21 protein-coding genes and 1 tRNA gene are annotated in these 20,034 nt (G+C 69.9%); 11 read left to right on the forward strand and 11 right to left on the reverse strand.

Annotated features, from left to right (window positions below; genetic code table 11):
• The 5 genes from AC4BEG_RS21670 to AC4BEG_RS21690 form a co-directional block, all read right to left on the reverse strand.
• On the reverse strand, positions 1-1,920 hold the full coding sequence (locus AC4BEG_RS21670; protein WP_490701404.1) for a glycosyltransferase family 2 protein: 1,920 nt from the start codon (positions 1,918-1,920) through the stop codon (positions 1-3).
• 336 nt (positions 1,921-2,256) lie between these two features.
• Complete coding sequence (locus AC4BEG_RS21675; RefSeq protein ID WP_490707155.1) at positions 2,257-2,943, reverse strand: FadR/GntR family transcriptional regulator; 687 nt, start codon at positions 2,941-2,943, stop codon at positions 2,257-2,259.
• 72 nt (positions 2,944-3,015) lie between these two features.
• On the reverse strand, positions 3,016-3,198 hold the full coding sequence (locus tag AC4BEG_RS21680; RefSeq protein WP_490701405.1) for a DUF397 domain-containing protein: 183 nt from the start codon (positions 3,196-3,198) through the stop codon (positions 3,016-3,018).
• Positions 3,195-3,383 (reverse strand): DUF397 domain-containing protein, encoded by a 189-nt coding sequence (locus tag AC4BEG_RS21685; protein WP_490701406.1) that lies wholly within the window; start codon positions 3,381-3,383, stop codon positions 3,195-3,197. Before AC4BEG_RS21685 ends, AC4BEG_RS21680 begins: the two co-directional genes overlap by 4 nt.
• The gene (locus tag AC4BEG_RS21690; RefSeq protein WP_490701407.1) at positions 3,380-4,225 is read right to left on the reverse strand and encodes a helix-turn-helix domain-containing protein; all 846 of its coding nucleotides are present in this window, start codon (positions 4,223-4,225) and stop codon (positions 3,380-3,382) included. Before AC4BEG_RS21690 ends, AC4BEG_RS21685 begins: the two co-directional genes overlap by 4 nt.
• Before the next feature lie 114 nt (positions 4,226-4,339).
• On the opposite strand from AC4BEG_RS21690, the gene AC4BEG_RS21695 reads away from it, so the two are divergent.
• The 7 genes from AC4BEG_RS21695 to AC4BEG_RS21725 all read left to right on the forward strand — a co-directional run bounded on the left by AC4BEG_RS21695 (position 4,340) and on the right by AC4BEG_RS21725 (position 11,722).
• Positions 4,340-4,663, forward strand: coding sequence for a hypothetical protein (locus AC4BEG_RS21695; protein ID WP_490701408.1), 324 nt, complete (start codon positions 4,340-4,342; stop codon positions 4,661-4,663).
• Positions 4,660-5,883 (forward strand): methyltransferase, FxLD system, encoded by a 1,224-nt coding sequence (fxlM, locus tag AC4BEG_RS21700; RefSeq protein WP_490701409.1) that lies wholly within the window; start codon positions 4,660-4,662, stop codon positions 5,881-5,883. Before AC4BEG_RS21695 ends, fxlM begins: the two co-directional genes overlap by 4 nt.
• Positions 5,884-5,965: 82 nt before the next feature.
• The gene (locus AC4BEG_RS21705; RefSeq protein ID WP_490701410.1) at positions 5,966-6,175 is read left to right on the forward strand and encodes a hypothetical protein; all 210 of its coding nucleotides are present in this window, start codon (positions 5,966-5,968) and stop codon (positions 6,173-6,175) included.
• A 239-nt stretch (positions 6,176-6,414) separates the two neighbouring features.
• Entirely contained in the window at positions 6,415-9,102 is a 2,688-nt protein-coding gene (locus AC4BEG_RS21710) for a lantibiotic dehydratase (protein WP_490701411.1), read from the forward strand.
• Entirely contained in the window at positions 9,099-10,328 is a 1,230-nt protein-coding gene (locus AC4BEG_RS21715; protein ID WP_490701412.1) for a lanthionine synthetase LanC family protein, read from the forward strand. The genes AC4BEG_RS21710 and AC4BEG_RS21715 overlap by 4 nt, the downstream gene beginning before the upstream one ends.
• A gap of 180 nt (positions 10,329-10,508) precedes the next feature.
• On the forward strand, positions 10,509-10,958 hold the full coding sequence (locus tag AC4BEG_RS21720) for an ATP-binding protein (RefSeq protein ID WP_490701413.1): 450 nt from the start codon (positions 10,509-10,511) through the stop codon (positions 10,956-10,958).
• A gap of 176 nt (positions 10,959-11,134) precedes the next feature.
• A complete protein-coding gene (locus tag AC4BEG_RS21725; RefSeq protein WP_490701414.1) occupies positions 11,135-11,722 on the forward strand; it encodes a choice-of-anchor C family protein in 588 nt (195 codons plus the stop codon).
• A gap of 45 nt (positions 11,723-11,767) precedes the next feature.
• Here AC4BEG_RS21725 and AC4BEG_RS21730 read toward each other — a convergent pair whose 3' ends face one another.
• The 4 genes from AC4BEG_RS21730 to AC4BEG_RS21745 form a co-directional block, all read right to left on the reverse strand.
• Complete coding sequence (locus AC4BEG_RS21730; protein WP_490701415.1) at positions 11,768-14,113, reverse strand: ATP-binding protein; 2,346 nt, start codon at positions 14,111-14,113, stop codon at positions 11,768-11,770.
• A gap of 75 nt (positions 14,114-14,188) precedes the next feature.
• A complete protein-coding gene (locus AC4BEG_RS21735) occupies positions 14,189-14,818 on the reverse strand; it encodes a DUF6879 family protein (protein ID WP_490701416.1) in 630 nt (209 codons plus the stop codon).
• Positions 14,811-15,080 carry a hypothetical protein gene (locus tag AC4BEG_RS21740; protein ID WP_490701417.1) on the reverse strand — a complete coding sequence of 90 codons (270 nt, stop codon included), beginning with the start codon at positions 15,078-15,080 and terminating at the stop codon, positions 14,811-14,813. The genes AC4BEG_RS21735 and AC4BEG_RS21740 overlap by 8 nt, the downstream gene beginning before the upstream one ends.
• A gap of 154 nt (positions 15,081-15,234) precedes the next feature.
• Positions 15,235-15,729: a MarR family winged helix-turn-helix transcriptional regulator gene (locus AC4BEG_RS21745; RefSeq protein WP_490701418.1), complete on the reverse strand. Its 495-nt coding sequence runs from the start codon at positions 15,727-15,729 to the stop codon at positions 15,235-15,237.
• Between the two features lie 57 nt (positions 15,730-15,786).
• On the opposite strand from AC4BEG_RS21745, the gene AC4BEG_RS21750 reads away from it, so the two are divergent.
• Positions 15,787-17,025, forward strand: a complete 1,239-nt coding sequence (locus tag AC4BEG_RS21750) for an FAD-dependent monooxygenase (RefSeq protein WP_490701419.1) — start codon at positions 15,787-15,789, stop codon at positions 17,023-17,025.
• A gap of 81 nt (positions 17,026-17,106) precedes the next feature.
• Here the strand turns inward: AC4BEG_RS21750 and AC4BEG_RS21755 are convergent.
• Positions 17,107-17,180: transfer RNA gene (locus AC4BEG_RS21755), tRNA-Lys, on the reverse strand.
• Between the two features lie 162 nt (positions 17,181-17,342).
• On the opposite strand from AC4BEG_RS21755, the gene AC4BEG_RS21760 reads away from it, so the two are divergent.
• Positions 17,343-17,936, forward strand: coding sequence for a lytic polysaccharide monooxygenase auxiliary activity family 9 protein (locus tag AC4BEG_RS21760; RefSeq protein WP_490701420.1), 594 nt, complete (start codon positions 17,343-17,345; stop codon positions 17,934-17,936).
• Here the strand turns inward: AC4BEG_RS21760 and AC4BEG_RS21765 are convergent.
• Positions 17,909-18,928, reverse strand: a complete 1,020-nt coding sequence (locus AC4BEG_RS21765) for a DUF5753 domain-containing protein (RefSeq protein WP_490701421.1) — start codon at positions 18,926-18,928, stop codon at positions 17,909-17,911. The genes AC4BEG_RS21760 and AC4BEG_RS21765 overlap by 28 nt on opposite strands.
• Before the next feature lie 154 nt (positions 18,929-19,082).
• Here AC4BEG_RS21765 and AC4BEG_RS21770 point away from each other — a divergent pair, with 154 nt between their 5' ends.
• Together AC4BEG_RS21770 and AC4BEG_RS21775 are read left to right on the forward strand one after the other, a co-directional pair.
• Positions 19,083-19,484, forward strand: coding sequence for an ATP-binding protein (locus tag AC4BEG_RS21770; RefSeq protein ID WP_490701422.1), 402 nt, complete (start codon positions 19,083-19,085; stop codon positions 19,482-19,484).
• Between the two features lie 52 nt (positions 19,485-19,536).
• A complete protein-coding gene (locus AC4BEG_RS21775) occupies positions 19,537-19,938 on the forward strand; it encodes a hypothetical protein (RefSeq protein WP_490701423.1) in 402 nt (133 codons plus the stop codon).
• The last annotated feature ends 96 nt before the right edge of the window (positions 19,939-20,034 follow it).

Raw genomic sequence — 20,034 nt, forward strand, 5'->3', positions numbered from 1 at the left:
TTATCGTCCCCCAAGGGCGGGCTGCGTTTTCCGTTTCTCCTGGCGGACGGTCCACCGCCAGGCGATGATCGGCGCGGCTGAGACAGCCAGGGCAAGTGATGCCCAAACGGTCATCGCTGGATGACTGTGGCCGAAGTAGAAGGAAGAGGCGAGCGACCCGCCGAAGACCACCAGGAAGAAAAGATGGATCCGGAAGGTGCCGAAGAGGGTGTCGGGGCTCGAGGAGTCGCCCTTGGGGGTCACCACGAAGCGGCTTTTGCGGCGCAGTACGGTGTCGAACAGCGAACGCGCGTAGACGGGCGCGGCCAGCGCGGACATCACCATTCCGGCGACGCCGCCGGAGCCTTCCGGCTCATGCGGAGAGACGTTGTGCCTCCGGTTCCAGATGTACAGGCCGATCTGGAGGGCGGAGGCATTGCCGTAGAGCATCATCCAGATGGCGGGGTCGATCTCGATACCGGAGGCGCCGAACCCCAGGAACAGCGCACAGCTCAGCGCGGCCAGGATCCAGTTCAGCGCCGACATCGGATAGAAGATCACCAGCAGGGTGTAGTTGAAGAGCTTGCCCGGCGGCAGGCTGAACGGCGCCTTCCAGAACTGCTTGAGGATCGTCTCGTAGGTACCCCGGGACCAGCGCAGCTGCTGGGTGAAGAAGTCGGTCCAGGCGGTCGGTCCCTCACCCACCGCCAGTACGTCCGGGGTGTAGACGGAGGTCCAGTGGCGGTTGGTGGCCGGGTTGCGGTGGCGGTGCAGTTCGAACCCGGTGGCCATGTCCTCGGTGATCGAGTCGTACAGCCCGCCGATGCCCTTGATGGCGCTGATCCGCACCGCGTTGTTGGTGCCCACGAACATCGGGCCGCGGTAGGCGTTGCCCGCCCGCTGGATCAGCGCGTGGAACAGGAACTGCTGGCTCTCGGCCGCCTTGGTGACGGCCGCGTCGTAGTTGCCGTAGACCTGCGGGCCGACGACGAAGGCCACGTCCGGGTCGCGGAAGTAGCCGAGCATCCGCTCCAGGTAGTTGGGCAGCGGCACATGGTCGGTGTCCACCGAGGCGAAGAAGTCGTAGGCGTCGCCGTGGGCGTCCAGCCAGGCGTTGTAGTTGCCGTGCTTGGTCTTGGCGCGGTGCGGGCCCTTGGGCTGGTTCCACTTCGCCACGCCCTTGCGGGAGAAGTGGTGCACGCCCAGTCTCAGGCAGACCTCCTTGACCTCCGGGTCGTCGCCCTCGTCCAGCAGCCAGACGTGCAGCACCCCGCGGTGGCGCAGCCGGATGGCGGCTTCGAGGGTCTTCGTCACCATCTCCAGCGGCTCTTTACCGGGCACGAAGGTGGTGATGAAGGCGACCTTGGTCCCGGTCTCGGGTATCACCGGCACCGGGTCGCGGGCCACGAGCGTCGCATGGGCGTTGGACAGCACGTTCATCGTGCGGAACAGCTCGATCAGCCCGATGGAGACCAGCATGACCGCGTCCATCACGACCAGCGTCGAGCTGGCGCCCTCGCGCTCGGTCCAGTGCGAGGGCTGCATCAGCCAGATCAGCAACCCCAGCGACAGCAGGGGCGCGGCCCCCAGCAGCAGCGCCGCCCGGATGCGATGCGGCTCCTGCGCGAGCAGGCTGCGGTAGCGCACCCGGTAGGGCTGGGTCGGATCGGGCTGGGTGAGCGGTCCGGCCAGCCTGCTGTAGTGCTCGTAGTCGTACTTGGGCAGGGGGCGTCGCCGCCGGTGCCGGACCGGTCCGTTCCGGAGCTGGCGCGGTAGGCGCAGGCGGGTGGTGGCGGACGGGTCGTACGGCTCGTGCCGTTCGGCCGGCGCAGGTCGCGCGGCCGGCGCAGGTCGCTCGGCCGACTCGTACCTCCCGGTCGGTGCGTACCTCCCGGTCGGTTCGTACGAAGGCTGCCGGGCGCCGGTAGGCGACGACGTCATGAGTCATTCCCCCCGCACGCATGGTCTGGTGCGTGCCGTCAGTGCTGTCGGCCGGAACCGCCCCCCCTCGGCCGTAGGCGGCACAGTAGTGGATGTGGACAGGTGTGCGGATACGGAGTGAATATCTTGCGCATATTTGCTAAGTAAATCTTGGGCAAATCGATCTTGCTGCGTCTTGGGCTCAGCTGGATCAGCAACTTTGCTGCCGCGAGGCGCTGTTGCGGCGCGGAGCCGCCCGTTCCAGGGCTGGCCGCGTTCATCCGGTCACACGGGCGAACCAGGGCGGGCGGGGCAAATCGACACGGGGGGGATGGCCGTGCGGCGGCCGAAAATCGACTACTCGGGGTCGGGGAGCGGAGAACGCAGTCGGGTACGGATGTTGCCGAAGTGCTCGCGGATAGCCTCTTCCGCGCGCAGCGCGTCGCCCGAGCGCACCGACTCCAGGATCCGCCGGTGCTGAGCGCAGGTCATCTTGGGGTCGGTCGGGACGTCGACGAGATCGGTGCGCACCCGGTGGAAGGCGTCCCAGAACGCCTCCAGCACCTCGCTCAGCAGCGTGTTGTCCAGACTCCCGTACAGCGCGGCGTGGAACGCCCGGTCCGTCTCCGCCCGCACGGCCCCGGCCTCGGCCTCCGCCTCCATGCGTTGGACGATCGCGTCCAGCTCGGCGAGGTCGGCCGCGGGTATTCGCCCGGCGAGGCGCGCGATCAGTCCGGTCTCCACGGCCTCGCGCAGCTCCAGCAGTTGGAGCAGGCTCTCCTCGCCGCGGTAGTGCCCGGCGACGGTCCGGAAGATCAGCCCCTCGATCATCGGCGCCATCGACATCGGCCCCACGTAGGTCCCGAAGCCGTGCCGGATCTCCACGATCCCCATGGCCTGGAGCGCCTTGAGCGCTTCGCGCACGGAGTTGCGGCTGACCCCGAGCAACTCCATCAGCTCGGTCTCGGTGGGCAGCGGAGCCCCCGACGTCAGCCGCCGGTCGACGATCAGCCGCTTGATGCGTTCCTGGAGGTCACTCGCCATCCCCCGCGTATGCGCCGCCACCGCCACCGCCACCTCCGATCCGAACAGCTTACCGGGGGCGGCGCGCGGTGATCAGAGGCGTGCGAGTGCGAGGAAGGCGGCCCAGGCGGTGTGGGAGACGGTGGGTTGGGTGGTGGTGGTGTCTTTGGAGTCGCGGATGTGGACGGTGTCGGGGCGTATGGCGACCTCGACGCAGTCGCCGCCTCCGCCGCCGCTGTAGCTGCTCTTGAACCAGTCGCGTTCGGTGGTGCTCACCGGGGCTCCGTCGCGAAGGCGGTGAACGCGGCCCAGGCGTCGTGGGAGACGACCAGAGAGCCGGTGGTGGTGTCCTTGGAGTCGCGGATGTGGATGGTGGCCGGGCGTATGGCGACCTCGACGCAGTTGCCGCCTCCGCCGCCGCTGTAGCTGCTCTTGAACCAGTCGCGTTCTGCGGTGTTCATAGCGCTCCTCGCATCTGCTCCAGCAGGCTCGTAGTGGCCTGAGGGCTCAGAGCCTGTGAGCGCAGTTTGCCATAGCGCTGATGCATGGCACTGACGGCTTTTGGGTCAGTGATCAGGACGCTCGTATCGTGCGCTTCGATGTAGCCGACCCATCGGTGGTCGAATGTCTCGGCGAGACACATGGGTCCCTCGAATCCGAAGTGGTCCTCCTGCCGTAGGGGCATGACCTGGATCTCGACGTTCAGTCGGCCCTGCTGCTCAAGGAGGTGATCCACGAGCGCCCGAGTGACCTCGGCACCGCCGAATCCCCGTTCCAGCAGAGCCTGTTCAATCACGAAGCAGAAGGCTGTGCTCGGCAGCTCCGTGAACAGCCGCTGCCTGGCGAGCCGGGCGATGACCTGCTGTTCGGCCTTCTCTGCTGGGAGGAGGGGGATGTAGCGGTCGAAGACCGCGCGGATGTACGGCTCGGGCTGAAGCAACCCCGGAATGACCGCACACTCATACGTGAGGAGTGAGACCGCCTCCTCCTCGATCCCCGCCCAGTGCCGAAACCATGACGCCAGTCCGACCTTCCGTGTCAGACTGCGGTATGCCGCGCCCAGTACACGCGCGGCCGGGGCGCCCAACACCTCCTCCGCCCGCTCGATCAGCTCCCTCGGTGGGAACCGTTTGCCCTGCTCGATCTTGGCGATGTACGGCACCGAGTACTGCACGCGTGGAGCGAACTGCTCCTGCGTCAGGCCCGCTTCGTCTCGTAGAGCCTTTAAGACCGCGCCAAAGGTCTTGAGAGTGTCCGACATCTCGGGTTCGCTGTTCGGGCTGCCGCCGTTGTCTGCTGCCATCTGTTCATCGTCACGCACGGTGACCGACCCCGTCCAGGGCGTGAACTAATACAACGCAAACTGGGTGGGTGTCGGACCTGGCTGACAGCCGGTCGTCCCCGGAACGCTTCCGCCATGACCGCTCCACGACCCCAAGCCCCCCTCACCGTACGTTCGTTCGCGCAGCGCTTCTCCGCCACCCGGCGCGGTGCGCGTCTCGCCCGGCTGCTGGCCGTGCACCAGCTCACCGACTGGGGGTTCGCCCCCGGGGTCGGCGGCTACGACGCCGCCGTGCTCGTCGTCGCCGAACTGTCCGCCAACGCCGGGTGGTCGGCGGGATGTCCGGTAAGTGGTGCTACGGACCCCGCCGCGTGGTTCCATGGTGGCTTTCCCGTCGAAGTTCTCGTCAGTACGGTGACGAGAGCATGCGAGGACGGCCGGAAAGGAAGTTCCGCGTGACCGAGGCCGGTATGGATGTGGAGGCGTCTGACGCTCTGCGTGAGCGGATGGTGGAGGGTCTGCGGGAGCGAAGGGCACTCACCTCTTCTGCTGTGGAGACCGCCTTCCGTAAGGTGCCGCGGCACCTCTTTGTCCCCGAGGTGTCTGCCGAAGAGGTGTACGGGGCACCGGAGGCGGTCTTTACCAAGCGCAACGCGCAGGGGAAGCCGATCAGCTCGGTCTCGGCTCCGTGGTTACATGCCCGGATGCTGGAGGCGGCCCAGGTGATTCCCGGCATGAGGGTGCTGGAGATCGGCTCCGGGGGGTGCAACGCGGCGCTGTTGGCGGAGTTAGTCGGCGAACAGGGGACGGTGACCACCATCGACATCGATCCCGACATCACCGCGCGGGCGCACAGGCTGCTTGCCGAAGCCGGTTATGGGCAGGTGCGGGTTATGGAGGCGGACGGTGCCCGGCCGATTCAGGACGCTCCGGCTCAGGGGTTTGATCGGATTGTTGTCACCGTCGGCGCCTCCGATCTGTCGTCGGCATGGCTGGATCAACTCGCCCCAGCGGGGCGGCTCGTGGTACCGCTTCGGTTCCGCGGCCTCTCCCGCACCATCGCCTTCGCCCGCGAACGGGATCATCTGCGCAGCGACACGCTCATCGTCTCCGGCTTCGTTGCCATGCAGGGCGACAGCGCGCACGCGCCACGTGTCGTACGCCTGGCCGGGCGCGAGGTGCGGTTGGTGGTCGACGAGCACCAGCCCGCCGACGCGGACGCACTGACCGCAGCGTTCACCGGTCCCCGGCATGAGCGGTGGACGGGGGTGGAGCTGGGCGGCTCGGAAGGACTGCTGCCGCGGTTGGACGTGTGGCTCGCGGGCGCGGTCGCCCCCTACGGCAGGCTGCGCGCCACGCAGGCAGCGGCCGAGCGTGGCTTGGTCGGCTGGGTGCTGGGCAAGGGCGCGCCCGCGGTGTGGGACCGCGACTCGCTGGCCTACGTCACGCTGCGCCAAGCCCGTCAGGCCGCGGGGGAGCGTTACGAACTGGGGGTCATCGCCCACGGCCCGGACCGCGAGCGCCTCGCAGTTCACCTGACCGACGCTCTCGACCGCTTCGACCAGGAGGTCAGGTACGCGGGGGAACCCGTCGTGCGCGCCTACCGCCGCGACGGCCAGGAACCCGGTCCCGGTGAAGTGACGGTCGACAAGCCCAGCGTGCGTTTGGTGATCACCTGAAGACTCGGACGGCCCCGCTGGGGCGGTCCGGATCCACGCCTCCCGGCGCCGAGCCCGGGAGGCCCGAGTGGAGGGAGTGAAGATGACACCACCGACACCCCAAGCACCGCCGACCGAGGAACTGGCCGAGCTGCCCGAGGGGCTGGCCGACGCCTTCGACCTGGACCCTGTCGAGGAGGAGATCGGGAGGCTGGGGTTCTGGCTCGGCGGCGACGGCGACGACGACGAGGGCGACACCACCGGGGACGGCTGCGGGGAATCGCCACCGCAGGGCCCGACGACCGGTTGCTGACGGTACTCAGGGGCCGGGCGCGCGCAGCGCGCGCCCGGCCCGTCCCTGGTCGGGCCTATCGACGGGATGGTGTGATGCGCAGGCTCTTCGACCCTTCCTCCATGGCGATGGCCCGGATCCCGCTGCGCCCCTTCCTCGATCCCATCGGTAGCGACTGCGACGGTGTGTTATGCGAAGGCGTGTTCCTGGCAGGCCGGAGCGCTGCGCAGGCGGTTGCCGATGGCACAGAGCGCGGACGAGTGACACGCTGTGCCTACGATCTGCGCTCCCGTACGCGTACCACCCCGCAGGGGGTGTTCGCCGGGGTCGCCCCCGCTGAGCTCACCGCGCCTGCCCCCACCATGCGGCTGGGGGATGCCCACCGGACCGTCACCACCCTCAGCCCCGCCTGGCTGACCGCGATAACAGACCGGCTTCTCCACGACGAGCCTGATCTGCTGCCCGCGCTCACCCTGACTGCCGCGTCCTCAGCCGCCACCAGAGGGGACCGACTGGAGATCGAGCATCCCGCCTCCACAGGGCCACGGTTCGCCAGCGTGCGCGCCACCGAGGTCTCGCGCTGGCTGCTGGAAGCCAGCCGCGCCGGAGCGTCGGCCGCTGACCTTCTCGCCGACCTTCTCCGCCGCCATCCCGGCGCCGCCCTCCACCAGGCCACGCGGGCCCTGGTCGACATGATCGACACCGGCTTGCTGCTTACCGACCTGCTCCCAACCGACTTGCGCGCGGACCCGCTGAGGCACCTGCTGGACAAGCTCCCGGCCACAGCGACAGCACGGACTTCCCTGACCCGCTTGGACCAGCTGCTGAACCAGTGCGATGCGCACCCGCCCGGCAACCGGCACAGACGGAAGCTGCTGGAGGAGGCCCGTGACCTGGCCGACACGCTGCATCACACGAGTCGGCCGCTGGTCGTTGACACCCTTGCCGATGCCGAGATCGCCTTGCCTCCTGCGGTGGGCGAGCAAGCCGCCGAAGCCGCCTCGCTGCTCTGGCGGATTGGTCACCGAACCGGTCCGTTGACCGACTATCACCGGCGCTTCTGCGCCGCCTACGGCCACCACCGGCTCGTGCCGCTGCTGGATGTCCTCGACCCCGTCACCGGCCTCGGTTTACCCGGACCTCACGACGCGATCGGCACCGACGAGGTCCCCGACGCACGCCGCACTGCCGCACTGGCCGGGCTGCTCGCCGACGCCTTGTCGGAAGGCAAGGACGAACTCGTCCTCACTCAGCAGCACATCGACCAGCTCACCAACCCCTCGCCCCTGCCGCCGCCGCGCACCGCCGAGATCCACATCCAACTGCTGCGCGACGCGAACGGACTGCGCATCGCGGTCTGCCCTGGCACCGGCTCCCATAACGCCGGAGCCGCACCCGGCCGCTGGACAAGGTGGCTCCCAGACCTCGCCCCCCGGGAGAAAGCCGACACCGGCAGCGGCCCCATGATCGCGGAAATCGTCTGCCGACCCCGTACCACAGCCGGCGCACTGGCCGCCGAGACCGGCTCCGCCCCCTGGCGCATCCCGATCGATGTCCCCGCCCGCCCCGGCGACCTCGTCCCCCACGGCCTCGCCGTCACTACCACCGGAATTCACCTGCAACTGTGGTCCACCCACCACCAGAGGCCGGTCATACCCGTGCTCCACAACCGCATCGCGCCCCGGCTTCTGCCCCCGGCTGTGTACTTCCTCCACCTCCTCGGGCACTCCGGAACCCGGCCGTGGCACCCCTGGAACTGGGGCTCGCTGTCCTGCTGGCCCTACACCCCACGCGTGCGCTACCGCGACGTCCTTCTGGCCCCCGCCCGCTGGCGCTTGCCCGACGCCCTCGCCGCATCCGCGGACCACCGCGCCACTTTCGAAACGCGCCTCATGGCTTGGCGTATCAACACTCGGCCGACGCCACCGCCCGTGCTGGTCGCCGAGGAGGCCGACCGCCGCCTCCCCCTCGACTTGCGCCAGCCCGATCAGCGCGAGTTGCTGCGCCGCAGCATCCGTCGTGGCACCCGCACTCTGGGAGAACCCTTTGCCGCCCCCGAGGAACTGGCCGTGGTCGACGGGCCGAACGGAACCCGCCATCTGATCGACCTCGTCGTCCCTCTCACCCGGCGCCACACTCCCCACCATGCCGCCTCCGACCCGCGGTACGCACTGCGCGCCTCCGGCACCGGCACTCACCTGCCTGGCAGCAGTTGGCTGTCCGCCGCACTCTGCACACCCGGCCACCTCCACGACACAGTCCTCACCGAGCTCGCCCCGCTGCTGGCCAACCTTCCCGACGACGTCGACCGTTGGTTCTGGCTGCGCTACACCACCCCAGCCCTCGGACCTCACCTGCGTCTGCGGTTCCACGCCAACCCCCACACCCTTGCCACCCGCGTCCAGCCACAACTGGCCCGTCTTGCGGACCAATTGCACCGCCGCGGCCTACTCGGACCCGGCTTGCTACGCCTGGAGCCGTACGAGCAGGAGATCGAACGCTACGGCGGGCCGCAGGCCATCACCGCCGCCGAACACCTCTTTTGCGCCGACAGCCGTCTCGCCCTGGCCGCCCTCACCCATACCGAGGACGTGCGCTTCCTCGCCGCCGCCGCCGGCGCCACCGAGACCGCCTGCACTCTCGCTCCCGACCAGCCCCGCTCAGCCCTGAATCCTGGCCGCCTCAACCGGGACGAGCGCCGTCACCGTGACGCCCTACGCCCCCACCTCGCCGACGAGCCCAATGCGCTCATCCCCGCCGATCTGGCCGCAGCTCGCGCAGAGCGCCGCGCCGCGCTGATCGCCTACCGCGACGCCGTTCCTGAGCGGTCCACCGCCCGGTGCGCCAGCGATGTCATCCACATGCATGCCAACCGCATGCTCTCCATCGACCCAGGAGTCGAACGGATCATGCGGACCCTGGCCGCCGACCTCCTGTACCACTCATGAAAGCCGACGTCCACGCCCAGGCTGCCGCATGCGCCCTGGACATCGCCCGCGACCTACGCATCCCCAGCGACGTCACCGCTTCCCTGTCGGACCGTGCCGCCCACACCCTGTGCTATGGGCTCGCAGGCACCGCGATCCTGCACGCCTGCCTTGCCGAGGCGGAACCTGGCTCGGCCAAAACGGCTGCGGCCCACTGGGACGCTGCTGCCCGCCTGCTGGGCACTGCACCTCCGGACGGCATCCACACCGGCCCTGGAGCCCTTGCTGCTTCCCTGATCATCGGTACCGGCTACCTGGCATCTCACGACCAGCACCAGGCCCTGCTGCCCCGCGCCACAGCCTGGCTCTCCGCCCGTGCCGCCGCGCTCGCTCGCCACCACTACCAACGCGCCGCCCGTGCAGAAGCAACCCCTTGGGCGGTCTACGACGCCATCAAGGGGCTCACCGGCATCGGGCGTGTCCTTCTCGCCGCCCATACTCGCGGCCACGGCGCCGAAGCCGAGCCGGGACTGAACGCCGCTCTGACAGCCCTCACCCACATGATCCTCACCACCGTCGGAACCCGACCGGGCTGGTGGCTTCCCGCCACCCTCCACCCACCCACCGTCCGCATCCCTCCCTCCGGCGCAGCCACCACCGGTATCGCTCACGGCATCGCCGGTCCGCTCGCCCTCCTGGCCACAGCCCATCAGGCCGGGCACACCGTTCCAGGCCAGAACGACGCGATCCACACCGCAGCTCAGTGGCTTCTGACCTGGCAAACTCCCCAGCGCACGTGGCCACCCCACGTCAGCGGAAACACCTTGGACAACAGCCCAAGTGGAACCACCACCCCCATCACAGGGCGCACCACCGCCTGGTGCTACGGGACCCCGGGCATTGCCGCCGCTCTCACCAGTGCCAGCCAGGCTCTTGGCCTTCCGGCACTCAACCGCACCGCCGCCGCAGCCATGAACAGCCTCGCCGCCAGGCCGCCGGAGAACTGGGACACCGAAGGCACAGCCCTCTGCCATGGCAGCGCAGGCATCCTTCAAAGCGCCCTCCGCCTCTTCTGCCGCCCCTTGGCGGACATTGCCGCTTACACCACCCTGGCCGACGCCACGACCTCGCGCCCGCACGGCTTCCTCACCGGCCGGGCAGGCACCGCACTGGCTCTCGCGGACCTCAGCGGTCTGTCGTCAGCCAGACCGACCGACACCTGGGACTGCCTCATCCTGCTGTCGTAGCTAAGCCGGGCCGGGGGACGGTGCCATCCAGTGCCGACCAGAATGGCGTCCAAGTCAGAAGTTAAACTCCGCATCGTCACGCACGGTGACCGACCCCGTTCAGGGCGTGAACTAATACAACGCAAACTGGGTGGGTGTCGGACCTGGCTGACAGCCGGTCGTCCCCGGAACGCTTCCGCCATGACCGCTCCACGAACCCAAGCCCCCCTCACCGTACGTTCGTTCGCGCAGCGCTTCTCCGCCACCCGGCGCGGTGCGCGTCTCGCCCGGCTGCTGGCCGTGCACCAGCTCACCGACTGGGGGTTCGCCCCCGGGGTCGGCGGCTACGACGCCGCCGTGCTCGTCGTCGCCGAACTGTCCGCCAACGCCGTGCTGCACGGCCGCGTTCCCGGGCGGGACTTCGCACTGCTGCTGCGGTACGACGACCACGCGGGCCGTCTGGAGATCGAGGTCTCGGACACCCATCACGCGGACCCCATCCCCAAGGCCCCCACGTCCGACGACGAACAGAGCCGCGGCCTGCTCCTGGTCGAGGCGCTGGCCGACCGCTGGGGCGTACGGGACCGCCGCGGCCCGGGGAAGACGGTGTGGGCGACGGTGCTCAACAACAGCCGCTCGCAGGCGACTTGAGCCCTGGTCGAGGGCGAGGGGCGGTTGACGCGGGCCTCCGGCGTGCTGCTATCGCCTGACTCATGGCCACACCCCGGTGCGCCGGGGTCCGGCCCTGGTGGTCCGCCCCGCGGTGCGGGAGATTTCAGCGGCCGGGTCAATCGGGACCCACGCGAATCTTTCCCTCAGGAGGGGATATGTCGTCCATTCGCGCCTTAGTCGTCGCTGCCGTCGCTGCCGGTGTTCTGGCCGGTACCGGTACCGGAGCCATGGCGGCCACGGCCGTCAGCCGCTTCGACGACGGCAGCTTCGAGACACCCGTGGCGCCGGCCAACTCGTTCCAGCTGGTGACGGCGGGGGGTTCCATCGGCCCGTGGCAGGTTACCGCCGGAAGCGTCGACCACATCGGTGCCGGGTTCTGGCAGGCGGCAGAAGGCGATCAGTCCGTCGACCTCAGCGGCCAGAGCGGCGGAACCGTGGCGCAGACGTTCACGACGGTCCCGGGGAAGCGGTACTCGGTGACGTACTCCCTCGCGGGGAACCCCGCGAGCGGCCCGGCCGTGAAGACCGGGAAGGTCCTGGTGGACGGGCAGAACTTCCAGGACTTCACCTTCGACACCACGGGCAAGTCCATGACGAACATGGGCTATGTGACCCGTGAGGTGACCTTCGTGGCCACCGGCACCTCCACGACCCTGGCGTTCGCCAGCACCACCAATACGGCCGCCGGACCGGTCCTCGACGACGTGCAGGTGCGCGAGTGCGCACCGTGCCCTAGCTGCTGACCACCATCACACTCGGAGTGGCCCCGGCGCATCGGCGCCGGGGCCTCAGTTGTCCGCCTCGCCCAGCCGCCGTGCCACGGCGTCCCGTACGGCCATCGCCCGCGGATCGTCGTAGTCGGCGAGGAGTCGCAGCGCCTCGGTCCAGTGCCCGCGGGCCGACTCCGGGGCGTCGTCGGCCAGGGCCGTGGCCAGCCCGTCGAGGGCGAGGGCTTCGTGCCAGGGGTCGCCCAGGTCGTGGTGGACGGCCGCGGACTGACGGTGGAAGTCGGCCGCTTCGGCGCGGCGGCCGAGCCGCTGGTACGCCTCGCCCGCGCCGTGCCAGGCGAGGGCCTGTCGGTCGCGGTCACCGAGGCGCTGGTGGAGGGTGGCGGAGCGGTGGTACGAGGTGAGGGCGTCGGTGAACCGGCCGTCGGCCTGCTGGGCGTCGCCCAGGGTGAGCAGCCAGTAGCCCTCCAGCCGGAGGTTGCGGAGGTCGATCGCGATGTCGAGCGCCGCATGGGCCATGACCAGGGCTTCCCCGGTGTCGCCCCGCTCCCGCCGCAGCTCGCTCAGCATCCGCAGGATGTTGCCCTCGCCGCGTCGGTTGTCCAGCTCGCGGTGGGCCGCCAGCGCCTCTTCGCCCAGGGATGCCGCCTCCGTCAGGCGCCCGGCGCGGAAATGGGCGGTCACCAGGTTGGACAGGGCGGTGGCCGCCCAGTGGGCGGAGTTCTCCTGCCGGAAGAGCGCGACGGCCTGTTCGAAGTGGTCGACTGCGGTGTCGAGTTGGCGCTGCCGGAGTGCGCTGAGTCCGATCAGGTTGAGCGCATGGGCCTCGTTGACGCGGTCTCCGAGCTCACGCCAGACCGTCAGCGCGTCCCGGTGGTGGCCCAGACTCTCGGCGATGCGATTGACCTGTGCGTACGCCATGCCGAGGCAGGTGGACAGCAGCCCACCGGCGGCGCGGTCCCCGCAGCGGGCCGCCGCGTCCAGACCGAGATGGCCCACGCGCAGCCAGTCGGCTCCGGGCGCGGAGGGGAACTGTGCCCACCACAGCACGGCGCACAACTGCCAGGCGAGCCGGTCGTGTCCGGCATCGGCCGCGGTGCGGACGCTCCGGAGGAGGTTGGTGTGTTCGCGCTCGGACCAGTCCACGGCCGCGTTGTAGTCGGGGAAGGTGAGGGGCTGGATCCCGTCGGGCAGGGGCGGCAGCTCCACGTGGTCCTCGGCCGGACTGAGCCGGCTCTGCGCGGCGTCGGCGGTGTGCAGATACCACACCAGGACACGGCGCAGGGCGGCGTCCCGTTCCTGGGGCGGCGCCTCGTGCTGGGCCTGGGCGAGGGAGTAGGCGCGCAGCAGATCGTGGAACTGGTAGCGGTCCGGGGCGGTCTGCTCCAGCAGATGGGCGCTGACGAGCGAGTCCAGCAGCTGCCGGGTCCGGTTGAGGGGGAGTCCGGCGAGGCCGGCGGCGGCGTGCAGCCCGAACTCCGGTCCCGGATGGAGGCCGAGGAGGCGGAAGAGCCGGGCGGCCGGTTCGGGCAGGGCTCGGTAGGACCACGCGAACACCGTGCGTACAGCTTCGGCTTCCTCGTCATCGCCCGTGCTGAGGGCGTCCCACAGCGCGGACTCGTCCCGCAGGTCGGCGATCAGGTCGTCCAGCCGCATATGGGGGTGGCTCACGGCGCGTTCGGCCGCGATGCGCAGGGCCAGCGGCAGCCGGGCGCACAGCCGAGCCAACTCGGTGAGCTTCCCGGGGTCGTCGTCCGGCCGGTATCCGGCGGTGACCGCGCGCAGGAGGGCGACCGCCTCCGGCTCGGGCAGCACACCGAGGGTCAGCCGCCGTGCGCCGTCCCGGACGGCGAGGCCGGACAGACGGCTGCGGCTGGTGACGACGACCAGACTGCTGGCGCTGCCGGGCAGCAGGGGACGGACCTGGCTCACGGTGGCCGCGTTGTCCAGCACGATCAGTACGCGGCGGTCGGCCAGCAGGGAGCGGTAGAGCGCCCCGGCGGCGTCGAGGTCCTGGGGGATGGCGGCGGCGCCGACGCCGAGGGCGGTCAGGAAGCGGTGCAGGGCTTCCTGGGCCGTGACCGGCTCCCCGGGGTCGTAGCCGCGCAGATTCACATAGAGCTGCCCGTCCGGAAAGCGGTCCCGTACCTGATGGGCCCAGCGCAGCGCGAGGGAGGTCTTTCCCGCGCCCGCGGTTCCGGCTATGACGCACACCGAGACGACGAGCGGATCTCCCTCGGCGTTGACCAGGATCGCGTTCAACTGCCCTAGTTCATCGGAGCGGTTGACGAATCCGTGCACATCGGCCGGGAGCTGCCGGGGGGTCGGACCGGCGGTGGGGGTGCGATCTGGCCGGTCCTGCCCGTGGAAGTGGATCCCTCCGCTGATGTTCCTGGCCTGCACCACATCGCGGGAGGATCCGGAGAGTTCGGAACGGCTGCTGTCATGGTGCCCGCCGCCCCCGTTGGACTCCGTGATCGCCTAATCCTTTCCGATCGAGGGAGGCGGCAGGGGCGCCACCTCGCGGTCGAAGTACGACGCGATGTCCTCGCCCATGCCGTAGAGCTCCTTGATGTACCGAGCCCATTGCTTGACGGCGTCGGGTTCGGTCCAGCGGATCGCGCCGATGGTCGCGCCGGCGTCGTCGTAGAGCACTTGGTAGAGCGTGCTGCCGCCGAGCACCACGATTTCCGGCAGCTGATCCGCGGTTTCGGCGGACGCCACCTGCTCGGTGGTGACGATGCGGATGCGCTCGCCGTGCTCGGCGAGCTGACGGTGGGAGTGGAGCTCCCACTGCACATAGGGCGTCAGTGGTTTGCCCACGACGCGCACCCGGTGGAAGGCGTGGCCGTGCCGCGCGTCCTCCTCGGCGGCCGCGCGCAGGGTGTCACGGCGGTCTTCGAGGAGTCTGAGCGCCTCCAGCCACTCGCCCCGGCGCAGGGCGTCCCGGCTGGGGCTGCCCTGCTCCTCGAAGTGCTGACGGCGCTCCAGCTTCCAGGAGGCGGCATCCCGGATACCTGCCTCGCGCTGCCGGAAGTCGCTCTTGTAGGCGTCGCGGGTGAACCGTTCGCCCTGGTCGGGGGCGAGTGGCGGGGGACGGTGGTCAGACATCGGGGATGTCTGCCTTCGCGGCGGTGAGCATGTTGCCGGGGATGACGACCAGCCGCTCGCCGGGGCCCAGGGTCACGCTGTCCGGCAGACGGGATCGGTAGGTGTCGGTGAGGTCCGTGCCGATCACCGCGATGTCGCCGTTGGCGAGCCGCCAGATGTCCGGGCACTCGTCACGGCCGTCGGAATTCCCCAGTTCTGCTGCCGACTTGCCGAGCCGTCGGTCGAATAACGCGGACGGGTCGGCCTCCCAGCTGCGAGCCATCTCTGCCTCCACTCGGTGCGTAGTCGCCGTTACAGAGTGTACTTGCGTGGCAACGCACAACAAGGCGGTGCGCGGTGGCCGGGGGCCCTTCCTGGTGCAGGCGCCCGAGCCCCGGGTGCGCCGGAGCACACCGCCTATCCGGGGCGGATCAGCGTCAAGGGCGGTCAGGCCCGTCGAGGGCCTCGGCGGACGCCAGGTGGGCGGTGACGTCCTCGACCATGCGGCCGAGGAGGCGCCCCAGTTCCTTGCGGTCCTGCTGCGGCCAGTCGGCCATGGCGGCGGTGAACCAGGAGAGCAATGTGCGCATATAGCGGTCGGAGGTCGTCTGCCCCTCCGGGGTCAGGGCGATCAGCCGGGCTCGCTGGTCGTGGGGATCGGCGACCCGGTGGACGAGGCCGCGCTGTTCGAGCCCCTGCACCTGGCGCGTCGCATGAGGGCCCGCGACCTGCATCCGGGTGGCGATCTCGCCGATGCGCAGCGGCTGGTCGGCCATGCGCAGGACGCCGAGAACCGCCAACGCGGGCCGCTCCAGCGTGATTCCGGCGGCCGTGACGGTGCGCTCGAAAAGGGTGCCGCGGTGCAACGCGTTGCTGAGCTGCGTCAGATGGGGGAGCACCGCCGCGAGCGGGTCATCGTCGTTCGGGGCCATCACACATCCTCTTGCTTACCTAAGTTAGGTATATTTTTGTTCCAGGGAGGTACGTCAATGAGGAAGTTACCGAAGGGCGAGGTCCTGATCTCCGGAGCCGGTGTCGCGGGGCCCGCGCTGGCCTACTGGCTCCACCGATACGGCTTCGCCGTCACCGTCGTGGAGAAGGCGCCGGCGATGCGCGGGAGCGGCTATCCGATCGATGTCCGGGGCACCGCGCTGGAGGTGGTGCGGCGGATGGGGGTGCTGCCCCGGTTGCGGGAGGCTCATATACGCACCCGGCGCATCGGCTTCGTGGGTGCCGACGGGAAGTTGCTGAGTTCCGTGAAGCCCGAAACCCTCGTCGGTGGGACGGAGGGGCGGGACATCGAACTGCCCCGGGGGGATCTGGCCGAGGTGCTGTACGACGCCGTGCGGGACGATGCCGAGTTCCTGTTCGGCGACTCGATCGCCGCGCTGCACGGCGACGGCGACGGCGGCGGCAAGGCTGTGGAGGTGGTCTTCGACAGTGGACGGGAGCGTGTCTTCGACCTCGTCATCGGGGCCGATGGGCTCCATTCGCGCACCAGGGGGCTGGCGTTCGGGCCCGAGGCGCGGTTCCACCGGTATCTCGGCTACTGCTTCGCCGGGTTCACGATGCCCAACCGCCTCGGGCTCTCGCATGAGGCGCTGGTGTGCAACGCGCCGGGGAGGGCCGCGACCCTGTACGCACCCGGCGAGGGCGATCAGCTGCATGCCTTCTTGATCTTCGCCCGTCCCGATCCGCCGTACGGCGCGTTCGCCGACCCCGGTGCCCAGCGGGATCTGGTCGCTTCGGCCTTCGCCGATGGCCGTTGGGAGATCCCGCGGATGGTGGACGCCATGCGCACGTCCGAGGACCTTTTCTTCGACGTCGTCAGCCAGATCCGGATGCCCCGGTGGTCGCGCGGCCGGGTGGCCCTCGTCGGCGACGCCGCGTACGCCCCCTCGTTTCTCTCCGGGCAGGGCACGAGCATCGCGCTGGCCGGTGCGTATGTGCTGGCCGGGGAGGTGGCCGCGGGTTCCGGCCGGGGTGGTTTCGCGGAGGCCCTCGAGGCGTACGAGCGGGTGATGCGGACGTTCGTCGAGCTGAACCAGGCGCTCGCCGACGGCGGGGGTGCCACGCTCATGCCCCGTACTCGCGCCGGGCTGTGGCTGCGGAACCGGATGCTGCGGATGGCGCCCCTGCTCGCTCGCATCGGGCCGGTCGGGCGGAAGGGCCGGAGCGCCTATACGGCGCTCACGCTGCCCGGGTATCCCGTGCCCGCAGGGGCGTAGGGCCGCCCGCGCGGGGCCCGAAAAAGCGACTGGGGTTTCTCGGTGAACCGAGAAACCCCAGGTCAGTGGCGTAAGCCAAGGTGCGCCGCCAGGGACTCGAACCCCGGACCCGCTGATTAAGAGTCAGCTGCTCTAACCAACTGAGCTAGCGGCGCCTGCTGACGAAGGAATCCTACCGGACCTCGGACAGTGCTCCGGACCAGCGGTGCCGTGGCCTGGCTATTGGTATGGACATGTCTAAAACTGCTCGCTACGCTTGACTTGGTCTAGACCGCAGTGCACGGCTCATGGACTCCCCACGTCTTCAGGAGCGAAGCATGCGCAACAAGATCCGCGCTGCTGTCATCGGCATCGGTCTCACGGCGGTCTCCGTCCTCGCGACCGGCGGCAGCGCTTCCAGCCACGGGTACACCGACTCGCCCATCAGCCGCCAGAAGCTGTGTGCCAACGGCACCGTCACCGGGTGCGGTGCCATCCAGTACGAGCCGCAGAGCGTCGAGGGGCCGAAGGGGTTCCCGGCGGGCGGGCCGGCGGACGGGCTGATCTGCGCGGGCGGTAACAGCCGGTTCGCGGAGCTCGACGATCCGCGGGGTGGCAACTGGCCCGCGACCAAGGTCAGCGCGGGGCAGAGCTACACGTTCAACTGGCGCTTCACCGCCTCGCACGCGACCACCGACTTCCGGTACTACATCACCAGGAACGGATGGAATCCCGGCCAGCGGCTGACCCGCGCGAGCCTGGAGCCGCAGCCGTTCCTGACCGTGCCGTACCACGGTCAGCGGCCGCCGTCCTCGCTCTCGCACACGGGCACGCTGCCGAGCGGGAAGAGCGGCAAGCATCTGATTCTCGCCGTGTGGACGATCGCGGACACCGGGAACGCCTTCTACGCCTGCTCGGACGTGTCGTTCTGACCGTTCCGACCGTGCCGACCGTGCCGACCGTTCCGACCGTTCGGAGCGAGGCCGGAGCCTCGGGTGCGGTGCCGTCCGGGCGGCACCGCACCGTCGTGGATCAGGCTGTCGATCAGCGCCATGGTCGCCTCCGCCGACAGCGCGCTGTCCACGATCCGGCCGAAGGCATCGGCGAACACATGGACGTCATCGGCGCCTTCGACATACGTCGGACCGCACACGTTCTCCTGGGTGACCACATCCGGCAGCGGACCGCGGAAGCCCACCAGGGTGAACGCGCCGGAGTCACCGGGGTTGGGGGCGGCGTCGATCGGCATCACCTGGAGCGTCACCGTCGGCCACTCGGCCACCTCCAGCAGCCGCCGCAGCTGGGCGGTCATGAGGGCGGGGCGGCCGGTGAAGCGGCGGCGCAGGGTGGCCTCGTGGATGACCGCCCACAGTTTCAGCGGGGCGCCGGGGCGGGTCAGTACGGCCTGGCGGGCCAGGCGCACTTCGGCGAGGGCGTCGATCTCGGACTCGGTACGGGTCACCGCGTGGCCCGCGATGGTCTCGCGCGCGTAGTCGGGCGTCTGTAGCAGTCCGGGGAGGACCAGCGGGGCGTAGTCGCGGACGGACTCCGCGTCCGACTCCAGGGCGATGTAGTCGGCGTAGGCGGGTGCGACGACCCCGCGGTAGGACTGCCACCAGCCGCGTCTGGTCGCGTCCTTGGCCGCCTGGGCGGCCATGACCTCGAGCGCGGCCCAGGTGTCGGCGTCGTCGATCGCGTACGCCCGCAGCAGGGTGCCGACCTCCGTGGTGCGGATCGTGGCGTTGGCGTTCTCGATCCGGGAGAGCTTCGGCGCGGTCCAGTGGCGGGCGTGAGCGGAGGCGTACTCCGCGGCGTTCAGGGCGTCGGCGGCCGCGTCCAGCGTCATTCCCGCCTCGGTGCGCAGTCTGCGCAGTGCGGACCCCAGGCGCCTGCGCCGGACCGTGGGCACTGGCTGGTAGGACATGTCGCCAGTCTGACGTATGGCCAACTAGCAGCAGTCTGGCGGCATATGCCAGTCTTTGCCCCGGTGGCTCGAAACATTGCGAGTAGCACGCGCATGGGACAGGATCGCTCAGGTGAGGCGGCACGCGCCGCGCTTTGGAGGGGCCCCGGACCATATGGCTGAAAACATTCCGCAGCGATACGAACTGCGCCTCCGCGTTCATCCGCAGACCCTCGCCGAGGTGCGCCGCGCGGTGGGGGCCCGGCTGCGGCTGTGGGGCCGTGAAGAGCTGATCACCGCCACGGCGATGTGCGTTACCGAGCTGCTGTCCAATGTGCACAAGCACGCCGCCTCGCCGGAGTGCGTGCTGACCCTGGAGGACCGCCGGCACGGCATCTGCGCCGCGGTCAGCGACACCGAGTCCGCGCTGCCGGTGGTCAAGGAGCCCGACTTCCTCTCCGAGAGCGGACGCGGGATGTTTCTGCTGAGCAAGACGGCCCATGAGTGGGGCACCGACCTCACACCCACCGGCAAGACGGTCTGGTTCACCCTCCATGCCGAAGCGGTGGATCCCTGACCTGCGGCGCCGGTAGCGTGGAGTCCGCGACCTAGGGGCAAGGGGGTGGACCATGGATCCGGTGACGGCGGGCGCGCTGGTCACGGCGGTCAACGCGGCCGTGTCAGGGGCCGGGGGCGAGGCCGGACGGCGGGCTCTGGACTCACTGGGCGCACTGGCCCGCAGGGTGCTGCGGCGCGAGGAGGCCGACCCGTCGGGTGATCCCGCACCGGTGGTCATTCCCCATGACGACGCCGAGCGGCTGCGCGCACTGGCCGAGCTGCTGGCCGAACGGGCCCGTCAGGAGCCGGACTTCGGGCGTGACCTCGCGGCATGGCTGCGCGAGCACGCGGCGGCCACCGGCGAGAGCGAGGCGGGCGCGGTGCACAACACGGTCTCCGGGGACGCCCGGATCACCGGCCCGGTCATCCAGGGCCGGGACTTCCATGGGTCGATCAGCCTCGGTGGTTCCTGACCCCCTCGATGGCTGACCCTGCCGCCGGATGGCTACCCCCGGGTGGTCCCCGGGTGGCCGATGTCACCCCCGGACGAGGGTGCTCCGCGATCCGTC

The organism is Streptomyces sp. JLBJ103, assembly GCF_058215575.1.

What these genes read in the sequence shown, in the direction of transcription:
- AC4BEG_RS21670 (WP_490701404.1), bottom strand. Translation starts at nt 1,920, where the DNA reads ATGACGTCGTCGCCTACCGGCGCCCGGCAGCCTTCGTACGAACCGACC.
- AC4BEG_RS21675 (WP_490707155.1), bottom strand. Translation starts at nt 2,943, where the DNA reads ATGGCGAGTGACCTCCAGGAACGCATCAAGCGGCTGATCGTCGACCGG.
- AC4BEG_RS21685 (WP_490701406.1), bottom strand. Translation starts at nt 3,383, where the DNA reads ATGAACACCGCAGAACGCGACTGGTTCAAGAGCAGCTACAGCGGCGGC.
- AC4BEG_RS21690 (WP_490701407.1), bottom strand. Translation starts at nt 4,225, where the DNA reads ATGGCAGCAGACAACGGCGGCAGCCCGAACAGCGAACCCGAGATGTCG.
- AC4BEG_RS21695 (WP_490701408.1), top strand. Translation starts at nt 4,340, where the DNA reads ATGACCGCTCCACGACCCCAAGCCCCCCTCACCGTACGTTCGTTCGCG.
- AC4BEG_RS21705 (WP_490701410.1), top strand. Translation starts at nt 5,966, where the DNA reads ATGACACCACCGACACCCCAAGCACCGCCGACCGAGGAACTGGCCGAG.
- AC4BEG_RS21715 (WP_490701412.1), top strand. Translation starts at nt 9,099, where the DNA reads ATGAAAGCCGACGTCCACGCCCAGGCTGCCGCATGCGCCCTGGACATC.
- AC4BEG_RS21720 (WP_490701413.1), top strand. Translation starts at nt 10,509, where the DNA reads ATGACCGCTCCACGAACCCAAGCCCCCCTCACCGTACGTTCGTTCGCG.
- AC4BEG_RS21725 (WP_490701414.1), top strand. Translation starts at nt 11,135, where the DNA reads ATGTCGTCCATTCGCGCCTTAGTCGTCGCTGCCGTCGCTGCCGGTGTT.
- AC4BEG_RS21735 (WP_490701416.1), bottom strand. Translation starts at nt 14,818, where the DNA reads ATGTCTGACCACCGTCCCCCGCCACTCGCCCCCGACCAGGGCGAACGG.
- AC4BEG_RS21740 (WP_490701417.1), bottom strand. Translation starts at nt 15,080, where the DNA reads ATGGCTCGCAGCTGGGAGGCCGACCCGTCCGCGTTATTCGACCGACGG.
- AC4BEG_RS21745 (WP_490701418.1), bottom strand. Translation starts at nt 15,729, where the DNA reads ATGGCCCCGAACGACGATGACCCGCTCGCGGCGGTGCTCCCCCATCTG.
- AC4BEG_RS21750 (WP_490701419.1), top strand. Translation starts at nt 15,787, where the DNA reads ATGAGGAAGTTACCGAAGGGCGAGGTCCTGATCTCCGGAGCCGGTGTC.
- AC4BEG_RS21760 (WP_490701420.1), top strand. Translation starts at nt 17,343, where the DNA reads ATGCGCAACAAGATCCGCGCTGCTGTCATCGGCATCGGTCTCACGGCG.
- AC4BEG_RS21765 (WP_490701421.1), bottom strand. Translation starts at nt 18,928, where the DNA reads ATGTCCTACCAGCCAGTGCCCACGGTCCGGCGCAGGCGCCTGGGGTCC.
- AC4BEG_RS21770 (WP_490701422.1), top strand. Translation starts at nt 19,083, where the DNA reads ATGGCTGAAAACATTCCGCAGCGATACGAACTGCGCCTCCGCGTTCAT.
- AC4BEG_RS21775 (WP_490701423.1), top strand. Translation starts at nt 19,537, where the DNA reads ATGGATCCGGTGACGGCGGGCGCGCTGGTCACGGCGGTCAACGCGGCC.